The 20092-nt window shown below is 54.9% G+C and carries 27 protein-coding genes; 19 read left to right on the top strand and 8 right to left on the bottom strand.

All coding sequences use genetic code 11. From position 1 onward, the window contains the following. The first annotated feature begins 247 nt into the window (after positions 1–247). Both nfi and DIT72_RS13530 read left to right on the top strand, forming a co-directional pair. Positions 248–967, top strand: a complete 720-nt coding sequence (gene nfi / locus DIT72_RS13535; RefSeq protein ID WP_135955782.1) for a deoxyribonuclease V — start codon at positions 248–250, stop codon at positions 965–967. Positions 968–1068: 101 nt separating this feature from the next. Beyond that, entirely contained in the window at positions 1069–2400 is a 1332-nt protein-coding gene (locus tag DIT72_RS13530) for an erythromycin esterase family protein (protein WP_135955768.1), read from the top strand. A gap of 37 nt (positions 2401–2437) precedes the next feature. Here the strand turns inward: DIT72_RS13530 and DIT72_RS13525 are convergent, their stop codons facing one another. Genes DIT72_RS13525 through imuA form a run of 3 tightly spaced genes read right to left on the bottom strand, consistent with a single transcriptional unit; the run spans position 2438 to position 7680 of the window. Beyond that, positions 2438–5563 (bottom strand): error-prone DNA polymerase, encoded by a 3126-nt coding sequence (locus tag DIT72_RS13525; RefSeq protein ID WP_135955767.1) that lies wholly within the window; start codon positions 5561–5563, stop codon positions 2438–2440. Beyond that, the gene (locus DIT72_RS13520) at positions 5563–6981 is read right to left on the bottom strand and encodes a Y-family DNA polymerase (RefSeq protein WP_135955766.1); all 1419 of its coding nucleotides are present in this window, start codon (positions 6979–6981) and stop codon (positions 5563–5565) included. Before DIT72_RS13520 ends, DIT72_RS13525 begins: the two co-directional genes overlap by 1 nt. Before the next feature lie 9 nt (positions 6982–6990). Further along, positions 6991–7680 carry a translesion DNA synthesis-associated protein ImuA gene (gene imuA, locus DIT72_RS13515; RefSeq protein WP_135955765.1) on the bottom strand — a complete coding sequence of 230 codons (690 nt, stop codon included), beginning with the start codon at positions 7678–7680 and terminating at the stop codon, positions 6991–6993. 128 nt (positions 7681–7808) lie between these two features. Here imuA and DIT72_RS13510 point away from each other — a divergent pair, with 128 nt between their 5' ends. The 9 genes from DIT72_RS13510 to DIT72_RS13465 all read left to right on the top strand — a co-directional run bounded on the left by DIT72_RS13510 (position 7809) and on the right by DIT72_RS13465 (position 12412). Beyond that, on the top strand, positions 7809–8156 hold the full coding sequence (locus DIT72_RS13510; RefSeq protein ID WP_135955764.1) for a 4a-hydroxytetrahydrobiopterin dehydratase: 348 nt from the start codon (positions 7809–7811) through the stop codon (positions 8154–8156). Positions 8157–8709: 553 nt separating this feature from the next. After that, on the top strand, positions 8710–8952 hold the full coding sequence (locus tag DIT72_RS13500; RefSeq protein WP_135955763.1) for a hypothetical protein: 243 nt from the start codon (positions 8710–8712) through the stop codon (positions 8950–8952). A gap of 121 nt (positions 8953–9073) precedes the next feature. Beyond that, complete coding sequence (locus DIT72_RS13495; protein ID WP_135955762.1) at positions 9074–9616, top strand: hypothetical protein; 543 nt, start codon at positions 9074–9076, stop codon at positions 9614–9616. Positions 9617–9673: 57 nt separating this feature from the next. Next, entirely contained in the window at positions 9674–10618 is a 945-nt protein-coding gene (locus tag DIT72_RS13490) for a DUF4238 domain-containing protein (RefSeq protein ID WP_135955761.1), read from the top strand. 93 nt (positions 10619–10711) lie between these two features. Beyond that, entirely contained in the window at positions 10712–11065 is a 354-nt protein-coding gene (locus DIT72_RS13485; protein ID WP_135955760.1) for a hypothetical protein, read from the top strand. Between the two features lie 149 nt (positions 11066–11214). Continuing rightward, entirely contained in the window at positions 11215–11439 is a 225-nt protein-coding gene (locus DIT72_RS13480) for an addiction module protein (protein WP_135955759.1), read from the top strand. After that, positions 11436–11729: a type II toxin-antitoxin system RelE/ParE family toxin gene (locus tag DIT72_RS13475; protein ID WP_135955758.1), complete on the top strand. Its 294-nt coding sequence runs from the start codon at positions 11436–11438 to the stop codon at positions 11727–11729. Before DIT72_RS13480 ends, DIT72_RS13475 begins: the two co-directional genes overlap by 4 nt. 111 nt (positions 11730–11840) lie before the next feature. Further along, positions 11841–12119 carry a type II toxin-antitoxin system RelE/ParE family toxin gene (locus DIT72_RS13470; protein WP_135955757.1) on the top strand — a complete coding sequence of 93 codons (279 nt, stop codon included), beginning with the start codon at positions 11841–11843 and terminating at the stop codon, positions 12117–12119. After that, positions 12119–12412: a HigA family addiction module antitoxin gene (locus tag DIT72_RS13465; RefSeq protein WP_135955756.1), complete on the top strand. Its 294-nt coding sequence runs from the start codon at positions 12119–12121 to the stop codon at positions 12410–12412. The genes DIT72_RS13470 and DIT72_RS13465 overlap by 1 nt, the downstream gene beginning before the upstream one ends. Before the next feature lie 64 nt (positions 12413–12476). On the opposite strand, the gene DIT72_RS13460 is transcribed toward DIT72_RS13465, so the two are convergent. Both DIT72_RS13460 and DIT72_RS13455 read right to left on the bottom strand, forming a co-directional pair. Then, positions 12477–12731, bottom strand: coding sequence for a Txe/YoeB family addiction module toxin (locus DIT72_RS13460; RefSeq protein WP_135955755.1), 255 nt, complete (start codon positions 12729–12731; stop codon positions 12477–12479). Further along, on the bottom strand, positions 12728–12979 hold the full coding sequence (locus tag DIT72_RS13455) for a type II toxin-antitoxin system Phd/YefM family antitoxin (RefSeq protein WP_135955754.1): 252 nt from the start codon (positions 12977–12979) through the stop codon (positions 12728–12730). The genes DIT72_RS13460 and DIT72_RS13455 overlap by 4 nt, the downstream gene beginning before the upstream one ends. Positions 12980–13174: 195 nt before the next feature. Here DIT72_RS13455 and DIT72_RS13450 point away from each other — a divergent pair, with 195 nt between their 5' ends. The 4 genes from DIT72_RS13450 to DIT72_RS13435 all read left to right on the top strand — a co-directional run bounded on the left by DIT72_RS13450 (position 13175) and on the right by DIT72_RS13435 (position 14760). After that, complete coding sequence (locus DIT72_RS13450) at positions 13175–13444, top strand: type II toxin-antitoxin system Phd/YefM family antitoxin (protein WP_135955753.1); 270 nt, start codon at positions 13175–13177, stop codon at positions 13442–13444. Then, positions 13445–13744 (top strand): type II toxin-antitoxin system RelE/ParE family toxin, encoded by a 300-nt coding sequence (locus DIT72_RS13445; protein WP_135955752.1) that lies wholly within the window; start codon positions 13445–13447, stop codon positions 13742–13744. A 38-nt stretch (positions 13745–13782) separates the two neighbouring features. Then, positions 13783–14031: a HigA family addiction module antitoxin gene (locus DIT72_RS13440; RefSeq protein ID WP_135955751.1), complete on the top strand. Its 249-nt coding sequence runs from the start codon at positions 13783–13785 to the stop codon at positions 14029–14031. Positions 14032–14337: 306 nt separating this feature from the next. After that, the gene (locus DIT72_RS13435) at positions 14338–14760 is read left to right on the top strand and encodes a hypothetical protein (RefSeq protein WP_135955750.1); all 423 of its coding nucleotides are present in this window, start codon (positions 14338–14340) and stop codon (positions 14758–14760) included. An 81-nt stretch (positions 14761–14841) separates the two neighbouring features. On the opposite strand, the gene DIT72_RS13430 is transcribed toward DIT72_RS13435, so the two are convergent. After that, positions 14842–15666, bottom strand: coding sequence for a MipA/OmpV family protein (locus DIT72_RS13430; protein ID WP_135955749.1), 825 nt, complete (start codon positions 15664–15666; stop codon positions 14842–14844). A gap of 223 nt (positions 15667–15889) precedes the next feature. Here DIT72_RS13430 and DIT72_RS13425 point away from each other — a divergent pair, with 223 nt between their 5' ends. Genes DIT72_RS13425 through DIT72_RS18435 form a run of 4 tightly spaced genes read left to right on the top strand, consistent with a single transcriptional unit; the run spans position 15890 to position 17394 of the window. Next, complete coding sequence (locus DIT72_RS13425) at positions 15890–16132, top strand: type II toxin-antitoxin system Phd/YefM family antitoxin (RefSeq protein ID WP_135955748.1); 243 nt, start codon at positions 15890–15892, stop codon at positions 16130–16132. Next, positions 16129–16392, top strand: coding sequence for a Txe/YoeB family addiction module toxin (locus DIT72_RS13420; protein ID WP_135955747.1), 264 nt, complete (start codon positions 16129–16131; stop codon positions 16390–16392). The genes DIT72_RS13425 and DIT72_RS13420 overlap by 4 nt, the downstream gene beginning before the upstream one ends. After that, entirely contained in the window at positions 16392–17117 is a 726-nt protein-coding gene (locus DIT72_RS13415) for a membrane-associated protein (protein ID WP_135955746.1), read from the top strand. Before DIT72_RS13420 ends, DIT72_RS13415 begins: the two co-directional genes overlap by 1 nt. Positions 17118–17172: 55 nt before the next feature. Beyond that, the gene (locus tag DIT72_RS18435; protein ID WP_135955745.1) at positions 17173–17394 is read left to right on the top strand and encodes a GDCCVxC domain-containing (seleno)protein; all 222 of its coding nucleotides are present in this window, start codon (positions 17173–17175) and stop codon (positions 17392–17394) included. A gap of 52 nt (positions 17395–17446) precedes the next feature. On the opposite strand, the gene DIT72_RS13405 is transcribed toward DIT72_RS18435, so the two are convergent. Beyond that, complete coding sequence (locus tag DIT72_RS13405; protein WP_228260817.1) at positions 17447–18487, bottom strand: M14 family metallopeptidase; 1041 nt, start codon at positions 18485–18487, stop codon at positions 17447–17449. Then, entirely contained in the window at positions 18484–20028 is a 1545-nt protein-coding gene (locus DIT72_RS13400; protein ID WP_228260816.1) for a hypothetical protein, read from the bottom strand. The genes DIT72_RS13405 and DIT72_RS13400 overlap by 4 nt, the downstream gene beginning before the upstream one ends. Positions 20029–20092: the final 64 nt, after the last annotated feature.

The following is a 20092-nucleotide window of genomic DNA, read 5'->3' as shown; positions in this document are numbered from 1 at the left end:
TGCCTACTTCGATCGGCTGAAAGTGCCGCGTCTCTCCTGACCTCAACTTCTCGAACCGCCCGGTGCGGACCCGCTTGCCGGGTGGTGTGGGAGGGGCGGAGCCTGACGGCTCCCCCCTATCCCGATTTCAGGGTTTTGCATGACGTATTCCAGCTATTGACTTGTTACTACCCGGACTGCAGTTTGGATCGAAGTGATGCGCAGTTTATGGAGGTGTGACTTGGACGGAGCTGATTTGTCGGATCTGATGGAACAGTGGGCGGGGCTGACCCCGAAACAGGCCATTGAGCTGCAGCGGGAGGCTGCCGGCCAGGTAATCACGGTGGACGATCTGCCGGACATCAGGTTGGTGGCCGGCGTGGATGTGGGGTTTGAGGGGCGCGAGACGGCGCGGGCTGCGGTTGTAGTCCTGCGCCTGGATGACCTGGAGCCGGTTGATTACGCTATTGCCAGATCGCCCACACCAATGCCCTATATCCCGGGATTACTGTCGTTCCGGGAGTGTCCGGTAATCCTGAAGGCCCTGTCCCGGTTAATCATAAAACCCGACCTCCTGCTCTGTGATGGCCAGGGTATTGCCCATCCCCGGCGGCTGGGAGTGGCGTCCCATACCGGGTTGCTGACGGGGTTGCCCACTATAGGCGTTGGCAAGAGCCGATTAATCGGCAGCCATGGGCCGGTGCCGGAAAACAGGGGTGAATGGACTCCGCTGGTGGACCAGGGTGAAGAAATTGGCGCGGTGCTGAGAACGCGGGCGGGAGTAAAGCCACTGTTCATTTCACCGGGACATCGCATCAGTCTTGCCTCTGCCGTTCATTACGTGATGCGTTGCACCACCCGTTACCGCCTGCCAGAGACGACACGCTGGGCTGACGGCGTTGCGTCTGCCCGCAGTCATCGGTGGCTTGACCAGTTAAAAAAACTTCCGCGCGCCAGCGGTCCCGAAGGTTGTGTTTCTGCCGACTGACCATAGAAATTAATGGTAGACGACATTCTGGTGATCCCTGTTGAGACGTCTGGTGAGGCCGTACCCCGTAAAATGGATGAACAACCGAAGGAAGGTGTCTTATGACCGAGAATACCGACCATCAGTGGAATGAACTGAAGCAATCGCTGGTACCGCTGCAGAACCGACCAGAGGACTATGCCCCGCTGTTGCAGCTGAGTCGGAATAAGTCCCTGATTTTGCTGGGGGAGGCTACCCATGGCACCCAGGAATTCTATAAGACCCGGGCTGAGATCACCAAGCGGCTGATCCTGGAGCAGGGCCTGCAGGCAGTAGCTGTTGAGGCTGACTGGCCGGCTGCCTATCGGGTTAATCGTTACATCCAGGGCCTGGGTGAGGACACATCGGCACAACAGGCGCTGGGAGATTTTCAGCGGTTTCCCCTGTGGATGTGGCGCAATACGGTGATTGTTGAATTCGTTGAGTGGCTTCGGGAACATAATGACAGCGTGTCAGCAGAGCGGCGGGTCGGCTTTTACGGGCTGGATATGTACAGCCTCTACGAGTCGATTGATGCGGTTCTCAGCTACCTCGACAAAGTTGACGCCGAGGCTGCCGAAGAAGCCCGCCGCCAGTACGGTTGCCTGGAACAGGTGACGGACGAACAGCAATATGGCCTGGGAGTGGCTACCGGCCGTCTGCCTTCGTGTGAGGACGAGGTGGTTGCGCAACTGGTCGAGCTTCGGCGCAAGGCCCCGGACTACGTTCGTCAGGACGGCATGCTGGCCCGGGATGAGCAGTTTCAGGCGGAACAGAACGCCCGTCTGGTTCGCAATGCCGAGAACTATTACCGTGCCATGTTCGGCGACCGCGTCAGCACCTGGAACCTCCGTGACGAGCACATGACCGATACGCTTTCGGCGTTGCGTGAGCATCTTTCCGCCCGTTCCGGGGAGCCTGCAAAGCTGGCGGTATGGGAGCATAACTCTCACCTGGGAGATGCCCGTGCTACCCAGATGGGTCGTGGGGGTGAACACAATGTCGGCCAGCTTTCGCGGCAGCGTTTTGGCTCGGAAGTTCTCCTGGTCGGGTTTACAACCTACGGTGGTGCGGTATCAGCGGCCTCGTCGTGGGGAGGTAAAGTTGAGCACAAGGCTGTGCGTGAAGCCTTGCCGGAGAGTTACGAATATCTCTTTCATCAAACCGGGGAAGCAGCCTTCTTTCTGGAGCTTGGTGAGAGAACACCTGCGATATTACGCTCACCCCGCCTGGAGCGGGCCATTGGTGTACTTTACCTGCCCCGGTCGGAGCGCCAAAGCCACTATTTCTTTTGTGAACTGGCGAGGCAGTTTGACGCTGTGTTCCATTTTGACCGGACCCACGCCCTGGAACCCCTGGACAATGCCTCCCAGTGGGCCAGGGAAACGCCCGAGACCTATCCGTTTGGCGTCTAGGGGGAGAAGGTATGGCGGCCCCCGGGCCGCCTGCCGGTCAGTGGAAATCCCTGGAATCGACCGGTAATGTGTGGATCAGATGGCTGAGGTCGGACAGTTTGCCCGCCATCACATGAACGATATCTCCCTGCTTTTCCAGAACCCCCTTCACATGCAGCAGGCGTGCTGTCAATAACGGCTTCCGCTGCCGCCGCGCTGTTTCCAGCCACACCACCACATTCACATTCCCGGTTTCATCTTCCAGTGTCATGAAGGTTACACCGGAGGCGGTACCCGGCCGCTGACGGCCGGTTACCAGCCCGGCGACCTGGACGGGGACGCCGGCTCTGGTGGTCTTGAGCTGTTCGGCGCTGAGGCAGAATTTCAGGTGGCCCTGTTCGCGAAGCAGGGCCAGAGGATGGCGTTGCAGGGTAAGGCCCTGGCTGGCGTAGTCGGCGAGGACGTTCTGGCCTTCCGTGGGCTCCGGTAGCTGGTGGCAGTATTGTGGTTGATAATCGGCAGCGGCTTCTTCGGCGAACAGTTCTGGAGGCTGTTCGTGTTCGAGCAGCTGCCAGTAGGCCTGGTGGCGGTTGGCAGTGAAGGCAGGCATGGCGTTGGCGCCGGCGAGAAGTTCCATATCCCGCTGATTCAGTGCGGCAAGACGGCGAAGCTCGCTGGCTGAGAGGTAGCCGGCGGGCGGGCGGTTCTGATTGATACGTTCGGCGCCATTGGCAGAGAGACCCTGAATGATTCTGAGGCCAAGACGCAGGTGGTGGTTTTTGCCTTCACTTTCCAGAGTGTGGTTCCACTGGCTGGCATTCACATCCGGTGGAAGAACCGATACCTCATGGCGCCGGGCATCCTGGACCAGTTGCGAAGGGGAGTAGAATCCCATGGGCTGGCTGTTGAGCAAGGCACAATAGAAAGCCGCCGGGTGGTGGCGTTTGATCCATGCGGAGACATACACCAGCAGGGCAAAACTGGCGGCATGGGATTCCGGGAAGCCGTAGCCGCCAAAGCCACAGATCTGCTGATACAGGCGCTCGGCGAAGTCGCCATCGTGGCCACGTTCCAGCATGCCGGTAATAAGCTTTTCACGAAACGGCGTCAGGTCGCCATGGGATTTCCAGGCAGCCATGGCGCGGCGGAGCTGGTCGGCTTCGCCGGCGGAGAAGCCGGCAGCCACCATGGCCAGTTTAATAACCTGCTCCTGAAAGATGGGCACGCCCAGTGTGCGCTCGAGAACTTTTCGTACCGCATCGTTGGGGTAGTCCACCGGCTCCAGGCCATGTTTCCGGCGCAGGTAGGGATGCACCATGTCACCCTGAATGGGGCCTGGCCGGACAATGGCCACTTCAATCACCAGGTCGTAATAGGTTTCCGGTTTCAGGCGCGGCAGCATGTTGATCTGGGCCCGGGATTCCACCTGGAATACCCCGATGCTATCGCCTTTCTGGAGCATGGCGTAGGTGGCATGATCCTCCGGAGGGATGTCCTGCATCCGGAATGGCCGGCCTTTTTCGGTGCTGATCAGTTCCAGGGCCTTGCGTATGGCCGAGAGCATGCCGAGAGCCAGTATATCCACTTTCATCAGCCCAAGGCTTTCCAGGTCGTCCTTGTCCCACTGGATGACAGTGCGGTCTGCCATGGCGGCGTTCTCCACCGGTACCAGTTCAGCCAGTGGCCCTGCGCTGATCACAAAACCGCCGACATGCTGGGACAGGTGGCGGGGAAAACCCAGGAGGGTGTTCACCAAAGTAAAAAACTGGTCCGCCACCTGTGAATTACGTGTAATTTTCTTGTCGAGAATCTGCTGGCGCCAGTTGGTGGCTTTGTCTCTCCAGTCGATACCTTCCAGCAGCTGTTCTACCAGGGCCGGGTCGAAGCCGAGGGCCTTGCCGACATCACGAATGGCGCTGCGGGGCCGGTAGCGGATCACTGTAGCGGCCAGGGCGGCCCGTTCGCGGGAGTAACGCCGATAGATATACTGGATAACTTCTTCCCGCCGCTCGTGCTCGAAATCCACATCGATATCCGGTGGCTCATTGCGGTCTTTGGAGATGAAGCGTTCAAACAGGAGCTCAACCTTGAGCGGATTTACTTCGGTGATGCCCAGGCAGTAACAGACAGCGGAGTTGGCGGCAGAACCCCGCCCCTGGCACAGGATGCCCCGGCTGCGGGCAAAGGCCACGATGTCGTGAAGTGTCAGGAAGTAATGCTCGTACTTCATCTCCGAGATCAGACCCAGTTCCTTGCGGATCAGGCTCTGGACCTGAAGGGGCGTACCTTCGGGGTAACGCCGTCGTTCGCCTTCCCGGGTCAGCCGTTTCAGGTAACTTGCGGCTGATTCGCCTGCCGGCACCAGATCGGGGGGATACTCGTAACGCAAACTGCCGGGCTCAAAGGTGCACTGCCGGGCAATGGTGAGCGTTTCGTCCAGCCAGGCTTCCGGAAACAGCCGCTGCAGAACAGTCAGCGGCCGCAGGTATCGCTCACCATTCTGGAACAGGCAATGGCCTGCGCTTTCGAGACTGGTGTGGTTGCGCAGGGCCGTCAGCACATCCTGCAGGGGCTGGCGCTCCCGGCTGTGCATATGCACTTCGCCAACGGCGGTTACAGGAGTGCGTAGCTGGTCAGCCAGCCAGTGTATGCGGGCAAGCCGTTGCTCCTCGACGGATTCCAGGGTGCGGGCAGCCGCAATCCAGAGCCGCGGATCAAACAGGCGGCTCAGCCATTCGCCACAGGCCAGGGCCTGGCCGGTATCTGCTTCGGCAGGTGAGGGCGGTAGCCACAGGCACAGGCAGTCGTCCAGAGGGTGAGTTTCAATATCCCGGGCGAATAGCTGGTACTGGCCTTTTTCCGCCCGGCGGCGGGCAGTGGTGATCAGCTGGCAGAGCTGGCCGTAGCCTTTGCGGGTGCGCGCCAGAAGGATGAAGCGTGGCGCGGTTGCACCGTATGGCGTATCGGATAGCTCGAACCAGCTTCCGGTGATGAGTTTGACCGGACTTTCTGCCAGTGCCGCCCAGGCCCGGGGAATGCCGGCGACAGAGCAGGCATCGGTGACTGCCAGCGCGGTGTAGCCAAGCTCGTGCGCGCGTTCGGCCAGCTCGTGGGGGTGAGAGGCGCCGGTCAGAAAGGTGAAGTTGCTGAAGCAGAACAGCTCTGCATACTGACGTTCAGGCATCAGCCAAACCAGCCATGCACAAACCAGCCTTCCCGGGCATCCCGGAAGACCCAGGCCAGCTGGCCGCTATTCAGCTGGGCAATGTAGTAATCCCGATGCACCCGCTGACCGTCCCACCAGCCACCGCTGATACGCTCCGGACCGGCAAACCAGGCGGCCGGCGTTTCAGTCAGCGGTTGCGGCCCTTTCAGCAGCCAGAGTGGGCGCCGTGGCAGTTCCCCGGCCTGCTTTAACGGAGCCCGGGTTTTGCGTAGCACTTCCGAGGCAGACCAGGCCCGTTCCGGGCGGTGGTCGGCCTGGGGGGAAAGCTGCCTGAGCGCCTGTTTCCCGAGGCGGGCCTGCAAACGGCTGATCAGGGTATGCCAGGCCTCGTTCAGATCCTGTGTTTCACCCAGCAGGTCCTGCCCGGAGAGTGCTTCCCGGGGCAGGAAACGCTTTACCGACAGCACCAGCGAGATAACCGGCGCCCTCAGCGAGTGCTGCTCAAGCCGCAACCGGATAAGGCCAAGAAAGTTGTCGGCCCGGTGTTCCGGTCCGGAGGTGCGAATATGCAAGCGGGTAGGCTCGGAGTGCCGGTGCCTCAGAACCAGCCTCAGGCTGTCGGTATCCTGCTGGCGCCAGCAAAGATCTTCCTCCAGTTCCGCGAGCATGCGCTGGAGCGGAAACAGCAGCCCCTGGGTGTGTTCGATCTCCTGCACAAAATCAGCCTGCTGCCGGAAAGAGTGTGGCGGTTGCCAGGGTGTTCGCGGGTCCGGCCGGGTGCCCTGGATTTTCTGGATGTAAGCCAGTAGTTCAGGAGACAGGCGGCGTGCCAGCTCATTGGAGGGTAAATCAAAGACTTCCCCAAGAGTGCGCAGCCCAAGGCGCTGCAGACGTGTACAGGCTTTCTCGTCAAATTCCGCAGCAAGCAGTGGCATATGGCGCAGGGTTCGCAGAATGTGACCCTTGTCTGCCGTGCATTCCCCCTTGCCCGTACGGGCAATCAGGCGGGCTGCCAGAGGCGTGTAACCAATCCCGGACCAGGTATTCAGCTGGCGCTCATTCAGCCCCTGTTCCACCGTTTGCCAGACGGCGGGCAATCCCCCGTACAGCTTATGCAGGCTGCCGATCTCGACCAGCATGCCATCTGGCGGCACCAGCACAATGTGAGCGGCGTAGCGATACAACCAGCGCGCCTGATCTTCGAGGGTTCTGGCTTCCTGAGCCTCATCAGCGCGCACCATACCAAGATCCGGCACCAGACTGATGGCGGTTTTCAGGCGCATGCCGCTACGGATACCCTGTTTCCTGGCTTCGGGACAGGCCTGGATGACCTTCTGGCCAGAGCCCTCCACAATCACCAGCGCACCCTGGTCTTCACGGGAGCGGCGAATGTGGTCCAGCAGCAGATGTGGAAAATGCAGATACAGCCACAGCATGACGTATTATTACCCCCCTGAACCCGACCAGGGGCCCGGGGCAACCCGGGTAGTTTCAAGGAAGGGAAGACCAGCCCGCTGGCCCAGGGCCAGTGAACAGCGCTGCCCGGGCCAGCTGCCACGACGCTTGAGCACATTCACCCTGAGATCCTGCTGCTCGCCCGGTTCCAGTTCCAGACGCAGAGCGGCCGGAGAATTCTGCCCGGCGTGGCGACGTTCCCGAAACAGTACGCACACATTGCTGCCGGCTTCAGCAGCCAGTTGCAGCCGCCGGACTTCCCGGGAGGCAAGCTTTCCGGGCCAGGCCATCACCAGGCCGGTCACCGGTGAGCGAAGGCAGTTTTCCAGTGTCCACAGAAAGTCGCTCTCATCCCCGGTATGGATCAGCACCACCTGGTCCAGATTCACGCCTTCCCGTGCCAGCGCAGGTGCATAGGGCGTATGCGGCGGGTTCAGCCAGAACACGGTTTTACCCCCGGCGCACAGTCGCTGCATGAGTGGCAGCAACAAGTGCAGCTCACCAATACCCGGTGCATCCAGCAGGCACTCACTCAGAGCCCCCCGCGGCCAGCCCAGGCCGCCAAGCTGGTTGTCCAGAACCTGATAGCCGGTTGATTCCGCAGGCTGAGTGGTCCGGGTATGACAATGCCCTTGCCAGACACGGGCATCCTGAATCAGTGTGTCAAGAAGCTCGCTCATGATGAAAACTCTCGGAATACTGTTTAAATATACAGTATTCCGAAAGCGTCAGGATTTCAAGAGGTGGGTTGATAAAGCGAGGAGCACGATCCACGCTTGTAGTACAGCCATCAATTGCGGAGGTTGAAATGAGTGACCTGAAAGAACACAGCTGTGAAGCCTGCAGCGCGGACGCACCCAAAGCGACCGGGGAAGAAAAGCAGCAGCTACACAAAGACGTTCCGGACTGGGAAATCCTGGAGATTGACGGTGAAGAACAGCTTCACAAAGTCTTCAAGCTCAAAAACTTTATCAAGGCCCTGGAGTTCACCAACAAGATCGGTGAGCTTGCCGAAGCCGAGGACCATCACCCTGTGATTGTTCTGGAATACGGAAAAGTCACGGTAAGCTGGTGGAGCCACAACATCGGCGGTCTGCACAAAAACGACTTTATCCTGGCCGCACGAACCGACGCTGCCTTCAACGACATGCAATAACCCGAACCGCGGCGGAACCGGGTTTCCACAGGCCGTGGAAGCGAATAAAGCGTTTGATCCAGAACAGATAGGTTTTCTCTGTTTTATCGCCATGCCTCGCAGGCGTATAAAACCTCGAATTTTGTCCAAAAACCGGGTTGGTTGCGCAGGTATCGGAATCGGGATATCCATCTCCATCTATCCTTGCTTACTGTTCATATATACAGTATCCGGTTTTGGGCTAGAGTCAACAGGCTGAAGTTTCGCGGAGTTATACGAACGTGTTCGCAAAAACTCCAAAAATCGCAAGAGAAATGAGGAAACTATCTGATAGGGTTGAAAAGTTGATACAGGAAGGGTGGAGTTATACGCCCAGAGGGGAAGCAGGAGTGGCTCAGTTGGGGGCGGATAACTCCTGCGGTAGCCGTGGTAATTAGTGCTTAAGATGCTATTTTAATTAGAAAATTCTGTATTTCCATAAGCGCATTGAAATGGAGTTTTACGAACGTGTGATATATGAACGCGTTCGTATAATAGCTGTTATGACTCGCTCTGAATGTTTTCGAGGATGTAAATGAAAATTGAAAAATTTTTGTATGAAGCTGATCGTCAATTGAGTGCGAAGCTTGAGGAGGATCTAAACTCAAATGAATATTCAGAGCAAGATGCACACAATGCGATTGTTTTGGCGAGAATAGATACAGCGCTGATTCTCGCAGCATCCTCCTACAACTCAAAGTTACTCAGCTCCATCAACATAGGTGTGTGGGGAATATTCGCCGTTTTGGTGCTGCATGTAGTTATGCGTTTTTTCTAGTTGGGCATTTCGCACGGCCATAACCAGTCAATCAAGTCCGTTCCGGCTTTCGGCCTCCACCAGACGCCCCTGTCGGCCCGCCGCTTATTTCAGCGTTACTTTCCACAAAGGGAGCTCACAATTGTCTGTTGTCGCGCTAGTGATATCGCTGATAGCTGTAACAATATCAGCGCTTAGCTACTACAGAACCCATCACCATGTTTCCAGAAAGCTTTATGCTTTTATCTCCATGTCGACTTCGTTCTTTGAGAAGAACGAGCTACCTGTTGCCATTCTGAATGCTGGAAATAGTGACGTTATTTTGGTTGGGTATTCCATATCGATGAGCATGAAGTCTGGGTCAGGATCATTCTCGCGGGGTCTTGATAAAATCTTCTTTGATCCATCTTTTAAGGGGCTGCTAAATCCTGGAAATGGAACCATCGCTACGGTGAAATTCGATTCAAGTTACGACAAATCGATAATCGAAAACTGCGGCACCCCTGATGAGGATGGAAAATTCAGCATCTTATATAACTTTGGTATCAGTTGGTGTGATAGTACCGGACGAAAATTCAGATCAGAAACCCCTTTAGCGAGGCTAACCTTGGATGAGGCTGGCAATATCTGCGGCTACGGAGATGTGGATGAGCATGAGATCAACCTCTACCAATGTGCAAAGTAACAAGTCACGGAAGGCGGACGCTTGAGACGCGCCGCTTCGTTCAGCGTTAGGCAATATATGACTGCAAGACACCATCATTACCTGTCTCAGTGCTACCTTAAAGAATTTACCAAAGGCCGTGGAAAAAAGTCGAAGCTCGCAGTTATCGATTTCAGAGAGAAAAAGACTTTTGAGACTATTCCCCGAAATGTGGGTGGTATTCGCGATTTTAATAGAATTGACGTTGAGGGTGTGGACCCCAACTTGCTCGAGAGCCAAATCTCCGAGTTCGAGAGCGAGGCTGCAAGAGCGCTGAAAAATTTGAACGAGACGCGGGATTTCTCCGGCGACGTTAAAGAAATTATTCTGAATCTAATAGCCTTAATCGCAATCCGTTCGCCCGAACGCCGTGAACATATGCGGAGCTTTCACGCCGACATAGCAGAACGAATGACCAGTTTATCTCTTGCGAATAAAGAGCGCTGGGAAGCCCAAGTTAAGCGGATCAAAGAGGAAAACCCCGAATTTGATGACTCTGTAACCTACGAAGAGGCCAAGGAGTTTTTCGAAAGCAAAAACTATTCAATCGAGGTAGCGCGCGAATATCACATTCATATGGAAATGGTTCAGATCGAAACAATTCTTCCGCTTTTGTTTGGTCGTAGCTGGGCCCTTCTGAAGACTGACGCTGCAACTTCACCATTTATTACCTCTGACAACCCCGTTTGCCTGAACTGGAAAGAACCAGAAAAAATTCCTCCTTTGTATCGCAACAGCCCAGGCTTCGGACTGAAAGGAACTCAAGTCTACTTTCCTGTCTCAAAAGACCTTGCCCTGATCGGAGACTTTGAGGGACAGTCGGGTACCGCAGACGCGGATGACTATTTTGTTGCTGGTCTGAACACAATCGTTATGCACAACCTTTATAAACAGCTTTACGCACCGAAGTTGGGCTTTAAATTCCATGGGCCTAAAGATGAGCTATTCAATGGCAACCGTGTATTGAGTATATTCAATTCCTAACAATCGGCTGCACAGCGACCGATTTTCCGTCGCTTCGCGGCTCCAAACCGGCGCGTGAGCTGGGCGTTTAGAAATTCATGACTATTAGGGGCAATGGATTGGCTAGATGATAAACCGTGCGTCATAGTCCTGTGTGATATGCGCCGCTTTGCCGTAAAGGATTTACTGTTTATTCAAAACATCCAGACCATCCTACTTGGAGTTGCGGAGTACGCCCGAAGCCAGGAAGGCGAGTGGGTTGAAGTTCATCGCCACCCCGGCATGTTTACGTCTAGAAAAAAATACGTCAGCGCGGTCGCCGTGGTTTTTGCAGCAACTGGCAAAACCATGATCCTTCATAACCCAAACGCTTCAATTTCCCTGCTGGGTAGTGATCTGCTGTCTGGGTTTCCATCTCAGTACCAAGCAGTTGAGAAAAGTGATGGGCTACGCTGGCAAAAGGTATAACCAGAGCAGAGCGACGGTTTAGTCGTTGCTCCTTCGTCACAACAACTAAACCGCGCCTGCTGCAGGCGTTAAAGCGGAAAAACCGAGTCGTGGCACCTGATACCCATCCGTGTCAAAATTGGGTGATACGTGAACGAGAGGTTTTGTCCATGAATCTCCAGAAAATTGAAGACGAGGCGCTCCACCTTCCCAGAGAGGAGCGAGCTCAATTGATCCAGCGACTGGTATTGAGTCTGGAGTCTCCGTCAGAAGATGAGCTCAAATCCGATTGGTTGCTTGAGGCCCGGCGCAGGGGTGAAGAGATCGATAGTGGCACCATTCAGGCTGTGTCTGGCGAGGAGGTCATGAGGAAGGCTAGAGCACTGATCAAATGAACTATTCTTTTCACCCGGCAGCGGAAGCCGAGTTCCTGGAGTCAGTTGGTTATTACGAATCAAAAGTTCCGGGATTGGGTGGTGCCTTAATAGAGGAATTTGAGGCCCTGGCCAGTTTAGTTGGCGAGTCACCAAAAACCTGGCAAGTCGAGTTGCCACCAGATATTCGTAGAGCGCCTCTTCACAGATTTCCCCTGTCTATCGTTGACCGAGAGATGCCTGATGGTTTCCAGATTCTGGCTGTTGTCCATGATCGGCGGCGTCCCCAGTACTGGCTGGGCAGGCTTTAAAAATCGGCTGCACAGCGACCGATTTTCCGCCGCTCCGCGGCTCCAAACCGGCGCACGAGCCGGGCGTTATGCTTTATTGTTGCGTGATGCGCAACATGCTAGTATTGCCTCGTGATTAAATCATTCCGTCACAAAGGACTGAAACGGTTCTACTCGACTGGCAGCACGTCTGGCATTCAGCCCGATCATACTAGGAAACTGCGCATGCAGTTGGCTGCACTGGATACTGCCACTTCGGTAGAAGACATGGACATCCCTGGTTTTCGGCTTCATCCATTGAAGGGAAAAGACAAGGGGCGGTGGTCGATTAGGGTTAACGGAAATTGGCGTATGACATTCGAGTTTCAGGACGGCAACGCCTACATTCTTGATTATGAGGATTATCACTGATGACTATGCATAATCCGCCGCATCCCGGTGAATTCATTCGGGAGGTGTACCTCGAGCCTTTCGGTATCAGTTCCCGTCAGCTTGCGTCCAGCCTGGGGGTTTCACCCTCCACCTTGTCTCGGCTGCTCAAAGGGGATAGCGGTATCAGTCCGGAAATGTCTCTTCGGCTATCCAAGGTTCTCGGACGTAGTCCTGAAAGCTGGCTGGCGATGCAGGATATGTACGATCTCTGGGTGGCCCGCAGCACGGTAAATCTGGATGGCATTCACCCCCTGGACTTCGAAGCAGCTTAACCAGTGGCTGTTGTCGGACGCGCCTGCGCTGGCGCTCCGGCACGCCGCAAAGCCGAGCGTTAAATTAGTAGTGGTATCGGAGCTGGGCGATAAGCAAGGCGTCATCCGTGACCTTGTAGACCATGCGGTGTTCCTCGTTGATTCGGCGAGACCAGTAACCGGCGAGGCTGTGTTTTAGGTGTTCCGGTTTACCAACACCTTCAAACGGTTCGCGCTTGGTCTCCCTGACCAGCTTGTTGATCCGGTTAAGGATCTTTTTGTCAGTTTTCTGCCAGTACAGATAATCTTCCCAGGCGTTCTCGGAGAAGATGAGTTTCATTCAGGAAGTTCCTTTTCCTGACCACCACCTTGCTCCAGCTCGGCAACGGATTCCAGCAAACGACGGGCGTTCTTTGGTGCCCGCAGAAGGTATGCAGTTTCTTGCAGTGCCTCGTAGTCCTCAAGGGAGATCATTACCACCGACTGCGATTTGCTCCGGGTGATAATCACGGGAGAGTGGTCTTCACAGACCTGCTCCATGGTTTTTGCCAGATTGTTTCTAGCGGCTGTGTAGCTGATGGCATCCATAAGGTTGCTCCTGTACAGGATGTTGTTCCTGTGCATAATGCCGTACATAAAAGAATTTAACAATCGGCTGCACAGCGACCGATTTTCCGCCGCTCCACGGCTCCAAACCGGCGCACGAGCCGGGCGTTATGCTTCTTGACCGCACCTGTTAACTGGTGCTAATAATGGCACGGAATCGTTGATCAGGTGATCGCTATGCACGTGAAATTTTCCGAGGATGTCGTTCCTCTGTCAGACCTGAAGATCAATCCCGGAAAGGTGGTTGGTCGAGCGCAGGATACGCATCGCCCAATCCTGCTTACCAGTCGTGGCCGCGGCATAGCTGTTGTTCAGGGGCTCGAGGATTATGAGAAAACGGCAGAGGAATTGCGTTTTGTAAAGGCGGTGGCGCAGGGGCTTATGGATGTTCGCGAAGGCCACACCGTATCGTTGGAGGACGCGAGGAAAAGGTTGGGCATCAAGTAAATGGAATTACGCATCGCACAGTCCGCTGTTGAGGACTTACAGGCGATTCAGGAGTATTACAGAGAGCAGGATGTGCCACAAATCGGGGATGATTTCCTGGCTGCTATCCTGGAGCATTGTGAAATGCTTCAAATCCACCCTGATGCCGGCCGAGTTGTTCCTGAATTCAACCTTGATCAGATTCGCGAATTGATTCACGCGCCATTTCGGGTTGTCTACCTCAGACAGGCCTCAGAGGTTGTGCTAATCCGGGTCTGGCGGAGTGAGAGACAACTCGAATTGCCAGATAACGGAACATAACCAGGCCATGCACCGGATGCCAGACCCTTCGCTTCGCTATGGCTCTGGCGCCTTTCGGAATCAGTTCCCGCCAGCTTGCTTCCAGTCTGGGCGTTTCGCCTTCCACTTTGTCCCGATTGCTCAAAGGGGATAGTGGCATTAGCCCGGAAATGTCTCTTCGGTTGTCCAAGGTTCTTGGCCGTACCCCTGAGAGCTGGTTGGCGATGCAAGATATGTATGATCTCTGGGTGGCGCGCAGTACAGTCAATCTGGATGGAATTCATCCTCTGGATTTCGAGGCAGCTTAACCAATAGTTCCAGTACGTTCCGGACCGGCCGGCCCTCCACCTGATACCCGCCCATTCCAAATTGAGAGATAAGTTAACGAGAGGTTTCCGTGGATCTCCAGAAAACTGAAGACGAGCCAGGTAGGCTTCAACACATGGCTGCACAGCCACCGATTTTCCGCCGCTTCGCAGCTCCAAGCCGGCGCGTGAGCCGGCTTAATGAAAGCCGGCTTTATCAATGAATACTTAAAGGAATCGTGTGTTTTCAGTAATCCAGGCTAGGACCAATACAATACCAATCCAATTAAAAATAGAAGAGGGAATCGTATGAAGTTTTTGCTGGCACTGGCTGTTGTTGCTGTCATTGTGTTAGTGCTGTTAAAGAAGAAATCCAAAGAGGGCAATAAACACATCAGGCATAAAACTCCACGTAAACGCGCCTCTCAAGCTGCGGCCAATAGAGATCAGGCCAACTTCCAAGCCACCAAAATCGTTCCGGGAGATAACGCCTGCCAGGCAGCACGGGACTTACAAGACAAGCTCTTTTTGGATAGTGAGCTCAATACACCAAAGCTACCCCTGCCAGAATGTACCCAGGTCTCAGACTGTCACTGTAAATATGATCACCAAGGTGACCGCCGTAGTGATGAGGATGATCGGCGCCTCCATACATTACAGACCGAGCTTTATCCTGCTACTGAAGGAGCGAACAGGCGACGCCAAAAGCGGGGACGCAGAGCCACTGATTAGGTTTGGAGTCCCATGCCGCCCCCGCTAGTGAAACTCAGTCGAAATCGCCAACTGGACAACTAGGCTGACAGAGGGGGAACATCAAAAAACATAAATGAAGCCGACACCGATCTCCGCTTCATAATCATTCCGGGATACTGGGCTATCTGAAACGTCACTCCCATAGGCTTCGTAAAGAGCTTCACCGAAGATCTGCCAGTTTTCGTTCAAGTAATTTCGATAGTTAACATTGACACCGGTTGATCTATACCCGCTATCAACATCGGTTTCTGGAAGACCTGAATCTATGGATTGCCGTCTGTTCACACCAAAGTCCCGGTTGGCTAACTCACCATCGTGGAAAGTCACAGCAGCGCCAACTTCCCAGCCAGTGCCGTTAGGCTGGCAACCCAAACAAGTTCCTGCGCCGAAAATCCCTAGCGTACCGATTTCTCCTGTCAATACACGGCCATCTAAAAAGTAACGCCAATCTTCTGCAAGGGCATGGCGCACTTCCAGCAGCAATGTCACCCCAGAACTCGATTCGCCTAACCCATCCAGTCTGCCGTCTTCTGAATCACCTTCTTCACGGCCTTCTTCGTAGCCTACAGAGGCTTGAACCAACCAGGCATCCGTGGTCAGTGTTCGCCACCCAATTGCTTCACCTGCCCAGAAAAAAATGTGTTCACCAGTTCGCCACTGAACACCCCCAGCCGGATCGATCTCAAGCTCGAATTCGTCCGAACCCTCATAAGCAGTCTCATATTCAACGCCCAGCCCAAGCCCAACACCCCAACCATCGCCATTTGTAAAATCGCCGATAGAAGGAAGCGGAACGAGAGGGATTCTCGTCTCCGTCGCATTTGACGATCCAAAACATGCAAGAGCGCCAAGAAATGTGGCGACTTGAAAGACTATTTTTTTCATAGTTTTTTCCCTATCAAGCAATAGGTGCTAATACGACTTACTCATCACTATAGATGATTATTTTTAACTCTCACTACAGCGCTTTCGTTATTTGAAATCCAGACCCAACAATGTAATCCATGCGGCAGGTGCGTGATTGCTGGTGTTACACAAAGCGTTCGTCTTGACGTACGTACCTAAAGGCGTACACTTGATTAATAGTTAAACACGCAAGAGGTGGGTCATGACAGGAATCACAGCAACTGAGGCGCGGAGCAACCTTTATCGGTTGATTGACGAAACTGCCGAGTCCCACCAACCGATCGTCATTATGGGTAAGCGGAACAAGGCCGTCCTGGTTTCCGAGGAAGACTGGTCGGCCATTCAGGAAACACTTTATCTCCTTTCCGTACCCGGTATGCGGGAGTCTATTCGTGAGGGGATGGATACCCCTGTGGATGAATGCAATGAGGGGCTGGATTGGTGACATGGAAGTTGGTTTACACCAAGCAAGCCCAGAAAGATGCAAAGAAGTTGGCCTCCAGCGGCCTCAAACCAAAAGCCCGGGAACTGTTAGCGCTGATAGCTGAAGATCCATACCGCAAGCCGCCTCCGTTTGAGAGGCTCATTGGTGATCTTGCGGGGGCTTATTCGCGCCGAATCAATATTCAGCATCGTCTGGTTTACCAGGTACTCGAAGACGAGTGGGTGGTGAAAGTTCTAAGGCTCTGGAGCCACTACGAATAATGCATAACCAGCCGCTGTTGCCGCAAAGCGGTTTCATGATGGCTTTTCCAAAAGTAATTCGGTACCAGTTCACTCAGTTAGTCTGCACGCAATCAAGGTTCACCATGAGAATTCCTCTGTGGATTAAAATGAGTTACACCTTGCTGGTTATGGTGATTATTCCGGTGTACTGGCGCGATCTGGGACCTGCCAATTTTTTGTGGTTTTCCGATATTGCGCTGATATTGCTGGTGCCTGCTCTGTGGCTCGAAAACCGCCTGATCAGCAGCACCATGGCCGTGGGAGTGTTGTTTCTGGAAAGTGTCTGGGTGCTGGATTTTATCAGCGGCGGCAATATTATCCGTATTGCTGCGTATATGTTTGACCCTGAGCTCGAAACCCATATCCGTATTCTCTCCGGCCTGTTTCATCTGGTGCTGCCGCCGCTTTTGTTTTATTTATTGTACCGCCTGGGTTATGACCGGAGGGCATTGGCCTTGCAGATGCTGATTGCCGCTGTGACGCTGCCGATCACCTATCTGGTGACCGAACCGGAAAGCAACATCAACTGGGTTTATGGCCTGGCGGAACCGCAGCAGATACTGCCGCCGCTGCTGTATCTGGTGCTGTTGTTTTTGGCACTGACGGTTTGTATCTATCTGCCGTCGCACTGGTTGTTTAAACGCTTTTTCAGCCACCGGCGCAATAATCAGGGTGTCGGGGTTCGACCAGCGCAACAACATTGAGGCCTGGTCCAAGGTGAGTCAGGCTAAAATTCATACATTTCGGGAGGGCATGGCTATGGTCGATATAGTCTTGGAATCGACGATCAAATGTCCAGGCTGCGGGCACCAGAAGACGGAAGTCATGCCTACCGACTCATGCCAGTATTATTACGAGTGTGAGTCTTGCCATGCTTTACTGAAGCCCAGGCATGGAGATTGCTGTGTCTTTTGTTCATACGGCACAGTACCCTGCCCACCAATTCAGCAGGGGTCTGGTTGCTGTGCTCCTGATCCATAACAAGTCGCAGCAGTAGGCGGCAACTACGCTGCATGAAGCGAGTCGCTGAGTTCTAAAAAATGGGTTCGCCCGTTGCTTTGACCGCATAGAACAGGCAGTCACTCTTTGCAATGACCGGGTTGGTGGTTATCATAAAGGCTTTGATGGCCTGGGCGGGGTAGATCTGCCCACCCCTGACTCGAAGAACCTGCTCCAGGTTCCCGGTCCGGTTATGGCTGATCGCTGTAAGTATGCTAAGGCCTTTTTTTCCGACCCATCCCAGAGGCTCATCCGGGGAAACGATTCCGAAATTGCGGTGTTCGATGTCTGGCGGAAACGTGAGGTCAGCCTGCCCGCTGGGCTCAAGCCGGTATTCTATGGTCGCTTCAGGAGCCAGTTCCACCCGAATCGGGTTTCGCAGTACAGCGACATCCCACTCCGCTTTTTCCAGTGACAACACGTCTGCTCTTGAGGTGTACCGGACGAGTCCCTCGTACGCCAAGTGATGAGCCTGATCATCCTGGGCCCCACCACACTCGATGGTGACCGTGGGCACTTCCTGCTCAGAGTATTCCATCAGCGCACCCAGACGAAGGTCCGTCGTTATGAGGCGGTCGGTGTAGAGCGAGGTCAGCGCCTGATGTTCGGCGTCATTGGTGATGGTCACAGCGAAGGCCGGGCCTGTACCTGAGGTGTTGTGCACGTCCAGCAGGCATTCAGGTTGCGCCTTATGAAGCTCTGCCAGCATGGCTTCTGCGATGGCACCTTCTTCGCTCTGGAAAGGTTCTTTGAAGCAGCGGTTGAGGTCGAGTCCCTCGGGCAGCTGGCGAAATGAAAACGCAGGCGGAATCTTCGCGGGATAGACTCCTCCCAGCAGAAACAGCATGTTGACCTCGGGCGTGTGTTGCTCCTGTAGCCACCGGTGAAGGGCAAACAGGCCCGAAGGCTCGTTGCCGTGAAGAAGCGTTGCCATGGCCCGGGTACGTGAGCGATCGCAACCGGCAACATGCACTACCGTGGGCTTTTGCAGGCGCTCCAGCCACTCAAGGGGTGAGCGACCCAGCGTCCGGGGCGACGGATTATTGAGATGATCAAGAACGTTCGGATTGCTCATGGTGACAGTGCCCATTCATGGAGCGGCATGTTTTTCTTCTGGTTGGTCATGTACAGAGACAGCATACTCCGGAACGCCTCATCAGGACTCAGGGACCTGAGAAAAGACTCGGTGATATGGCGCTGCCACCGGGCGCCAGACAGGTTGGCTTCAATACGGCCTTCGATGATTCCCAGCAGGCGGTGAATTTCTGTCTCGTCCACGGCTGTTCTTTTCAATGCCTCCCGGGCACGCGGCAGCAGTTCACGGGCCACCGCCAGCAGGGGCGTATCCTGCAACTGAACCTGATCCTTGTGCGGCCAGATGATTTCTGCGCCGATGCCATATTTGGCGGCCCGGTAAAAATTGTGTTCGGTGTAATGGAACGGAAGTATCGACGTCAGATGACGGATGTCATCCAGCACTGCCAGCGCAGCCCCGATCACGAACAGTCCGTTCGCACACATATCAACGGCAGTGGGCCCTGCAGGCAGGGAACGGATCTCGATGCGCAGATGCCCCCCGTCTGCGTGATCAAAAATGGCTCGATTCCAGGGCCATGTGGTCCCATGGTGCAGGCGCAGTTCGGTCAGTTCCGGCACCTCGCCACGATCAATGATCGCCATCGGATCTTCCTCCGACATCAGTGGAATGATGGGCGGATACAGTGATGCGGAGGCTGCAAACAGTTCCCAGGCACTGCGCGCCCAGCCGTTTCCATAATAGACTCTCGATGGATGGCGCCAGGTTTTATGATTGGGGGAGCGGCTGTCGATGGATTGCTTGAACAGGGCAATACGGGTTTCGTCCCAGAGGTGGTGGCCAAACAGACTGGGCGAGTTACTGGCCAGAGCCAGCACAACCGGCGTCACCAGCTGGACCGCGTTGAAGTAATCGGCGAAACGGTGGGCAGGGACACGCCAGTGCAGCTGGAACGAGGTATTGGCCCCTTCCATGTAGACATCATCGGCCTCCAGGTCTATGACATCATTGCCGCCAATATGGATGCTGAACGGTTCGCCCCGCTGTTTGAGCAGCGCACTGGACAGAGCATGGTAGCGGGGTTCGTCTGTCATCACCTTTGCCCCCATATCCGACTGACGAAGTGTGGGCAGAATGCCAATTGGTACCAGTTCCCCATCGAGTGATGCGGCATGCCGGTTGATTCGCTGGATCGCAGCGAGCAGCTCTCGCTCTGTTCGGGCAAACGGTTCTCCCCTGAAAGCCTGGGGGCTGAGGTTGTATTCGAGATTGAAACGGTTGAGCTCAACCGTCAGCTGGGGGTCCTGCACGCGGGCGGCGATTTCTGTGTTGATGGGTTGGGCACGCAGGTCAGAGTTTACGATGTAAAACTCGACCTCGGCGCCAATGGAACTCTCTCCCTCACCAAAGCCGGGTCGGTTCAGAAGATGAGTGAGTGCTGTAAGATCCGTCCGGACCTTGACAGCAAAACGTTCAAACTCCTCTGTTGAAAATTCCGTTTTTTTGATCGACAGTCCCACGGTAACGTCGTCTCCAGCGCCAACACTTACCTTGATAGTAGTGGAAGATCCGCCGGGCACCAGCCCAGCACCGCTGAATCATGGCAGAACAGAGCTGGCCCGCCCTGGGCCCGATCTGGAAAAG

Source organism: Marinobacter orientalis (genome assembly GCF_004792665.1).
Lineage (GTDB): Bacteria > Pseudomonadota > Gammaproteobacteria > Pseudomonadales > Oleiphilaceae > Marinobacter > Marinobacter orientalis.
This window is presented reverse-complemented; position numbering and strand designations above follow the sequence as displayed.

Coding starts and splice junctions, on each gene's coding strand:
- DIT72_RS13440 (WP_135955751.1), top strand. CDS start 13,783: ATGGCTCTGGCGCCTTTCGGAATCAGTTCCCGCCAGCTTGCTTCCAGT.
- DIT72_RS13500 (WP_135955763.1), top strand. CDS start 8,710: ATGAAAATTGAAAAATTTTTGTATGAAGCTGATCGTCAATTGAGTGCG.
- nfi (WP_135955782.1), top strand. CDS start 248: ATGGAACAGTGGGCGGGGCTGACCCCGAAACAGGCCATTGAGCTGCAG.
- DIT72_RS13415 (WP_135955746.1), top strand. CDS start 16,392: ATGCATAACCAGCCGCTGTTGCCGCAAAGCGGTTTCATGATGGCTTTT.
- DIT72_RS13425 (WP_135955748.1), top strand. CDS start 15,890: ATGACAGGAATCACAGCAACTGAGGCGCGGAGCAACCTTTATCGGTTG.
- DIT72_RS13465 (WP_135955756.1), top strand. CDS start 12,119: ATGACTATGCATAATCCGCCGCATCCCGGTGAATTCATTCGGGAGGTG.
- DIT72_RS13430 (WP_135955749.1), bottom strand. CDS start 15,666: ATGAAAAAAATAGTCTTTCAAGTCGCCACATTTCTTGGCGCTCTTGCA.
- DIT72_RS13480 (WP_135955759.1), top strand. CDS start 11,215: ATGAATCTCCAGAAAATTGAAGACGAGGCGCTCCACCTTCCCAGAGAG.
- DIT72_RS18435 (WP_135955745.1), top strand. CDS start 17,173: ATGGTCGATATAGTCTTGGAATCGACGATCAAATGTCCAGGCTGCGGG.
- DIT72_RS13510 (WP_135955764.1), top strand. CDS start 7,809: ATGAGTGACCTGAAAGAACACAGCTGTGAAGCCTGCAGCGCGGACGCA.
- DIT72_RS13435 (WP_135955750.1), top strand. CDS start 14,338: ATGAAGTTTTTGCTGGCACTGGCTGTTGTTGCTGTCATTGTGTTAGTG.
- DIT72_RS13405 (WP_228260817.1), bottom strand. CDS start 18,487: ATGAGCAATCCGAACGTTCTTGATCATCTCAATAATCCGTCGCCCCGG.
- DIT72_RS13460 (WP_135955755.1), bottom strand. CDS start 12,731: ATGAAACTCATCTTCTCCGAGAACGCCTGGGAAGATTATCTGTACTGG.
- DIT72_RS13520 (WP_135955766.1), bottom strand. CDS start 6,981: ATGCTGTGGCTGTATCTGCATTTTCCACATCTGCTGCTGGACCACATT.
- imuA (WP_135955765.1), bottom strand. CDS start 7,680: ATGAGCGAGCTTCTTGACACACTGATTCAGGATGCCCGTGTCTGGCAA.
- DIT72_RS13525 (WP_135955767.1), bottom strand. CDS start 5,563: ATGCCTGAACGTCAGTATGCAGAGCTGTTCTGCTTCAGCAACTTCACC.
- DIT72_RS13485 (WP_135955760.1), top strand. CDS start 10,712: ATGGATTGGCTAGATGATAAACCGTGCGTCATAGTCCTGTGTGATATG.
- DIT72_RS13475 (WP_135955758.1), top strand. CDS start 11,436: ATGAACTATTCTTTTCACCCGGCAGCGGAAGCCGAGTTCCTGGAGTCA.
- DIT72_RS13490 (WP_135955761.1), top strand. CDS start 9,674: ATGACTGCAAGACACCATCATTACCTGTCTCAGTGCTACCTTAAAGAA.
- DIT72_RS13530 (WP_135955768.1), top strand. CDS start 1,069: ATGACCGAGAATACCGACCATCAGTGGAATGAACTGAAGCAATCGCTG.
- DIT72_RS13455 (WP_135955754.1), bottom strand. CDS start 12,979: ATGGATGCCATCAGCTACACAGCCGCTAGAAACAATCTGGCAAAAACC.
- DIT72_RS13450 (WP_135955753.1), top strand. CDS start 13,175: ATGCACGTGAAATTTTCCGAGGATGTCGTTCCTCTGTCAGACCTGAAG.
- DIT72_RS13445 (WP_135955752.1), top strand. CDS start 13,445: ATGGAATTACGCATCGCACAGTCCGCTGTTGAGGACTTACAGGCGATT.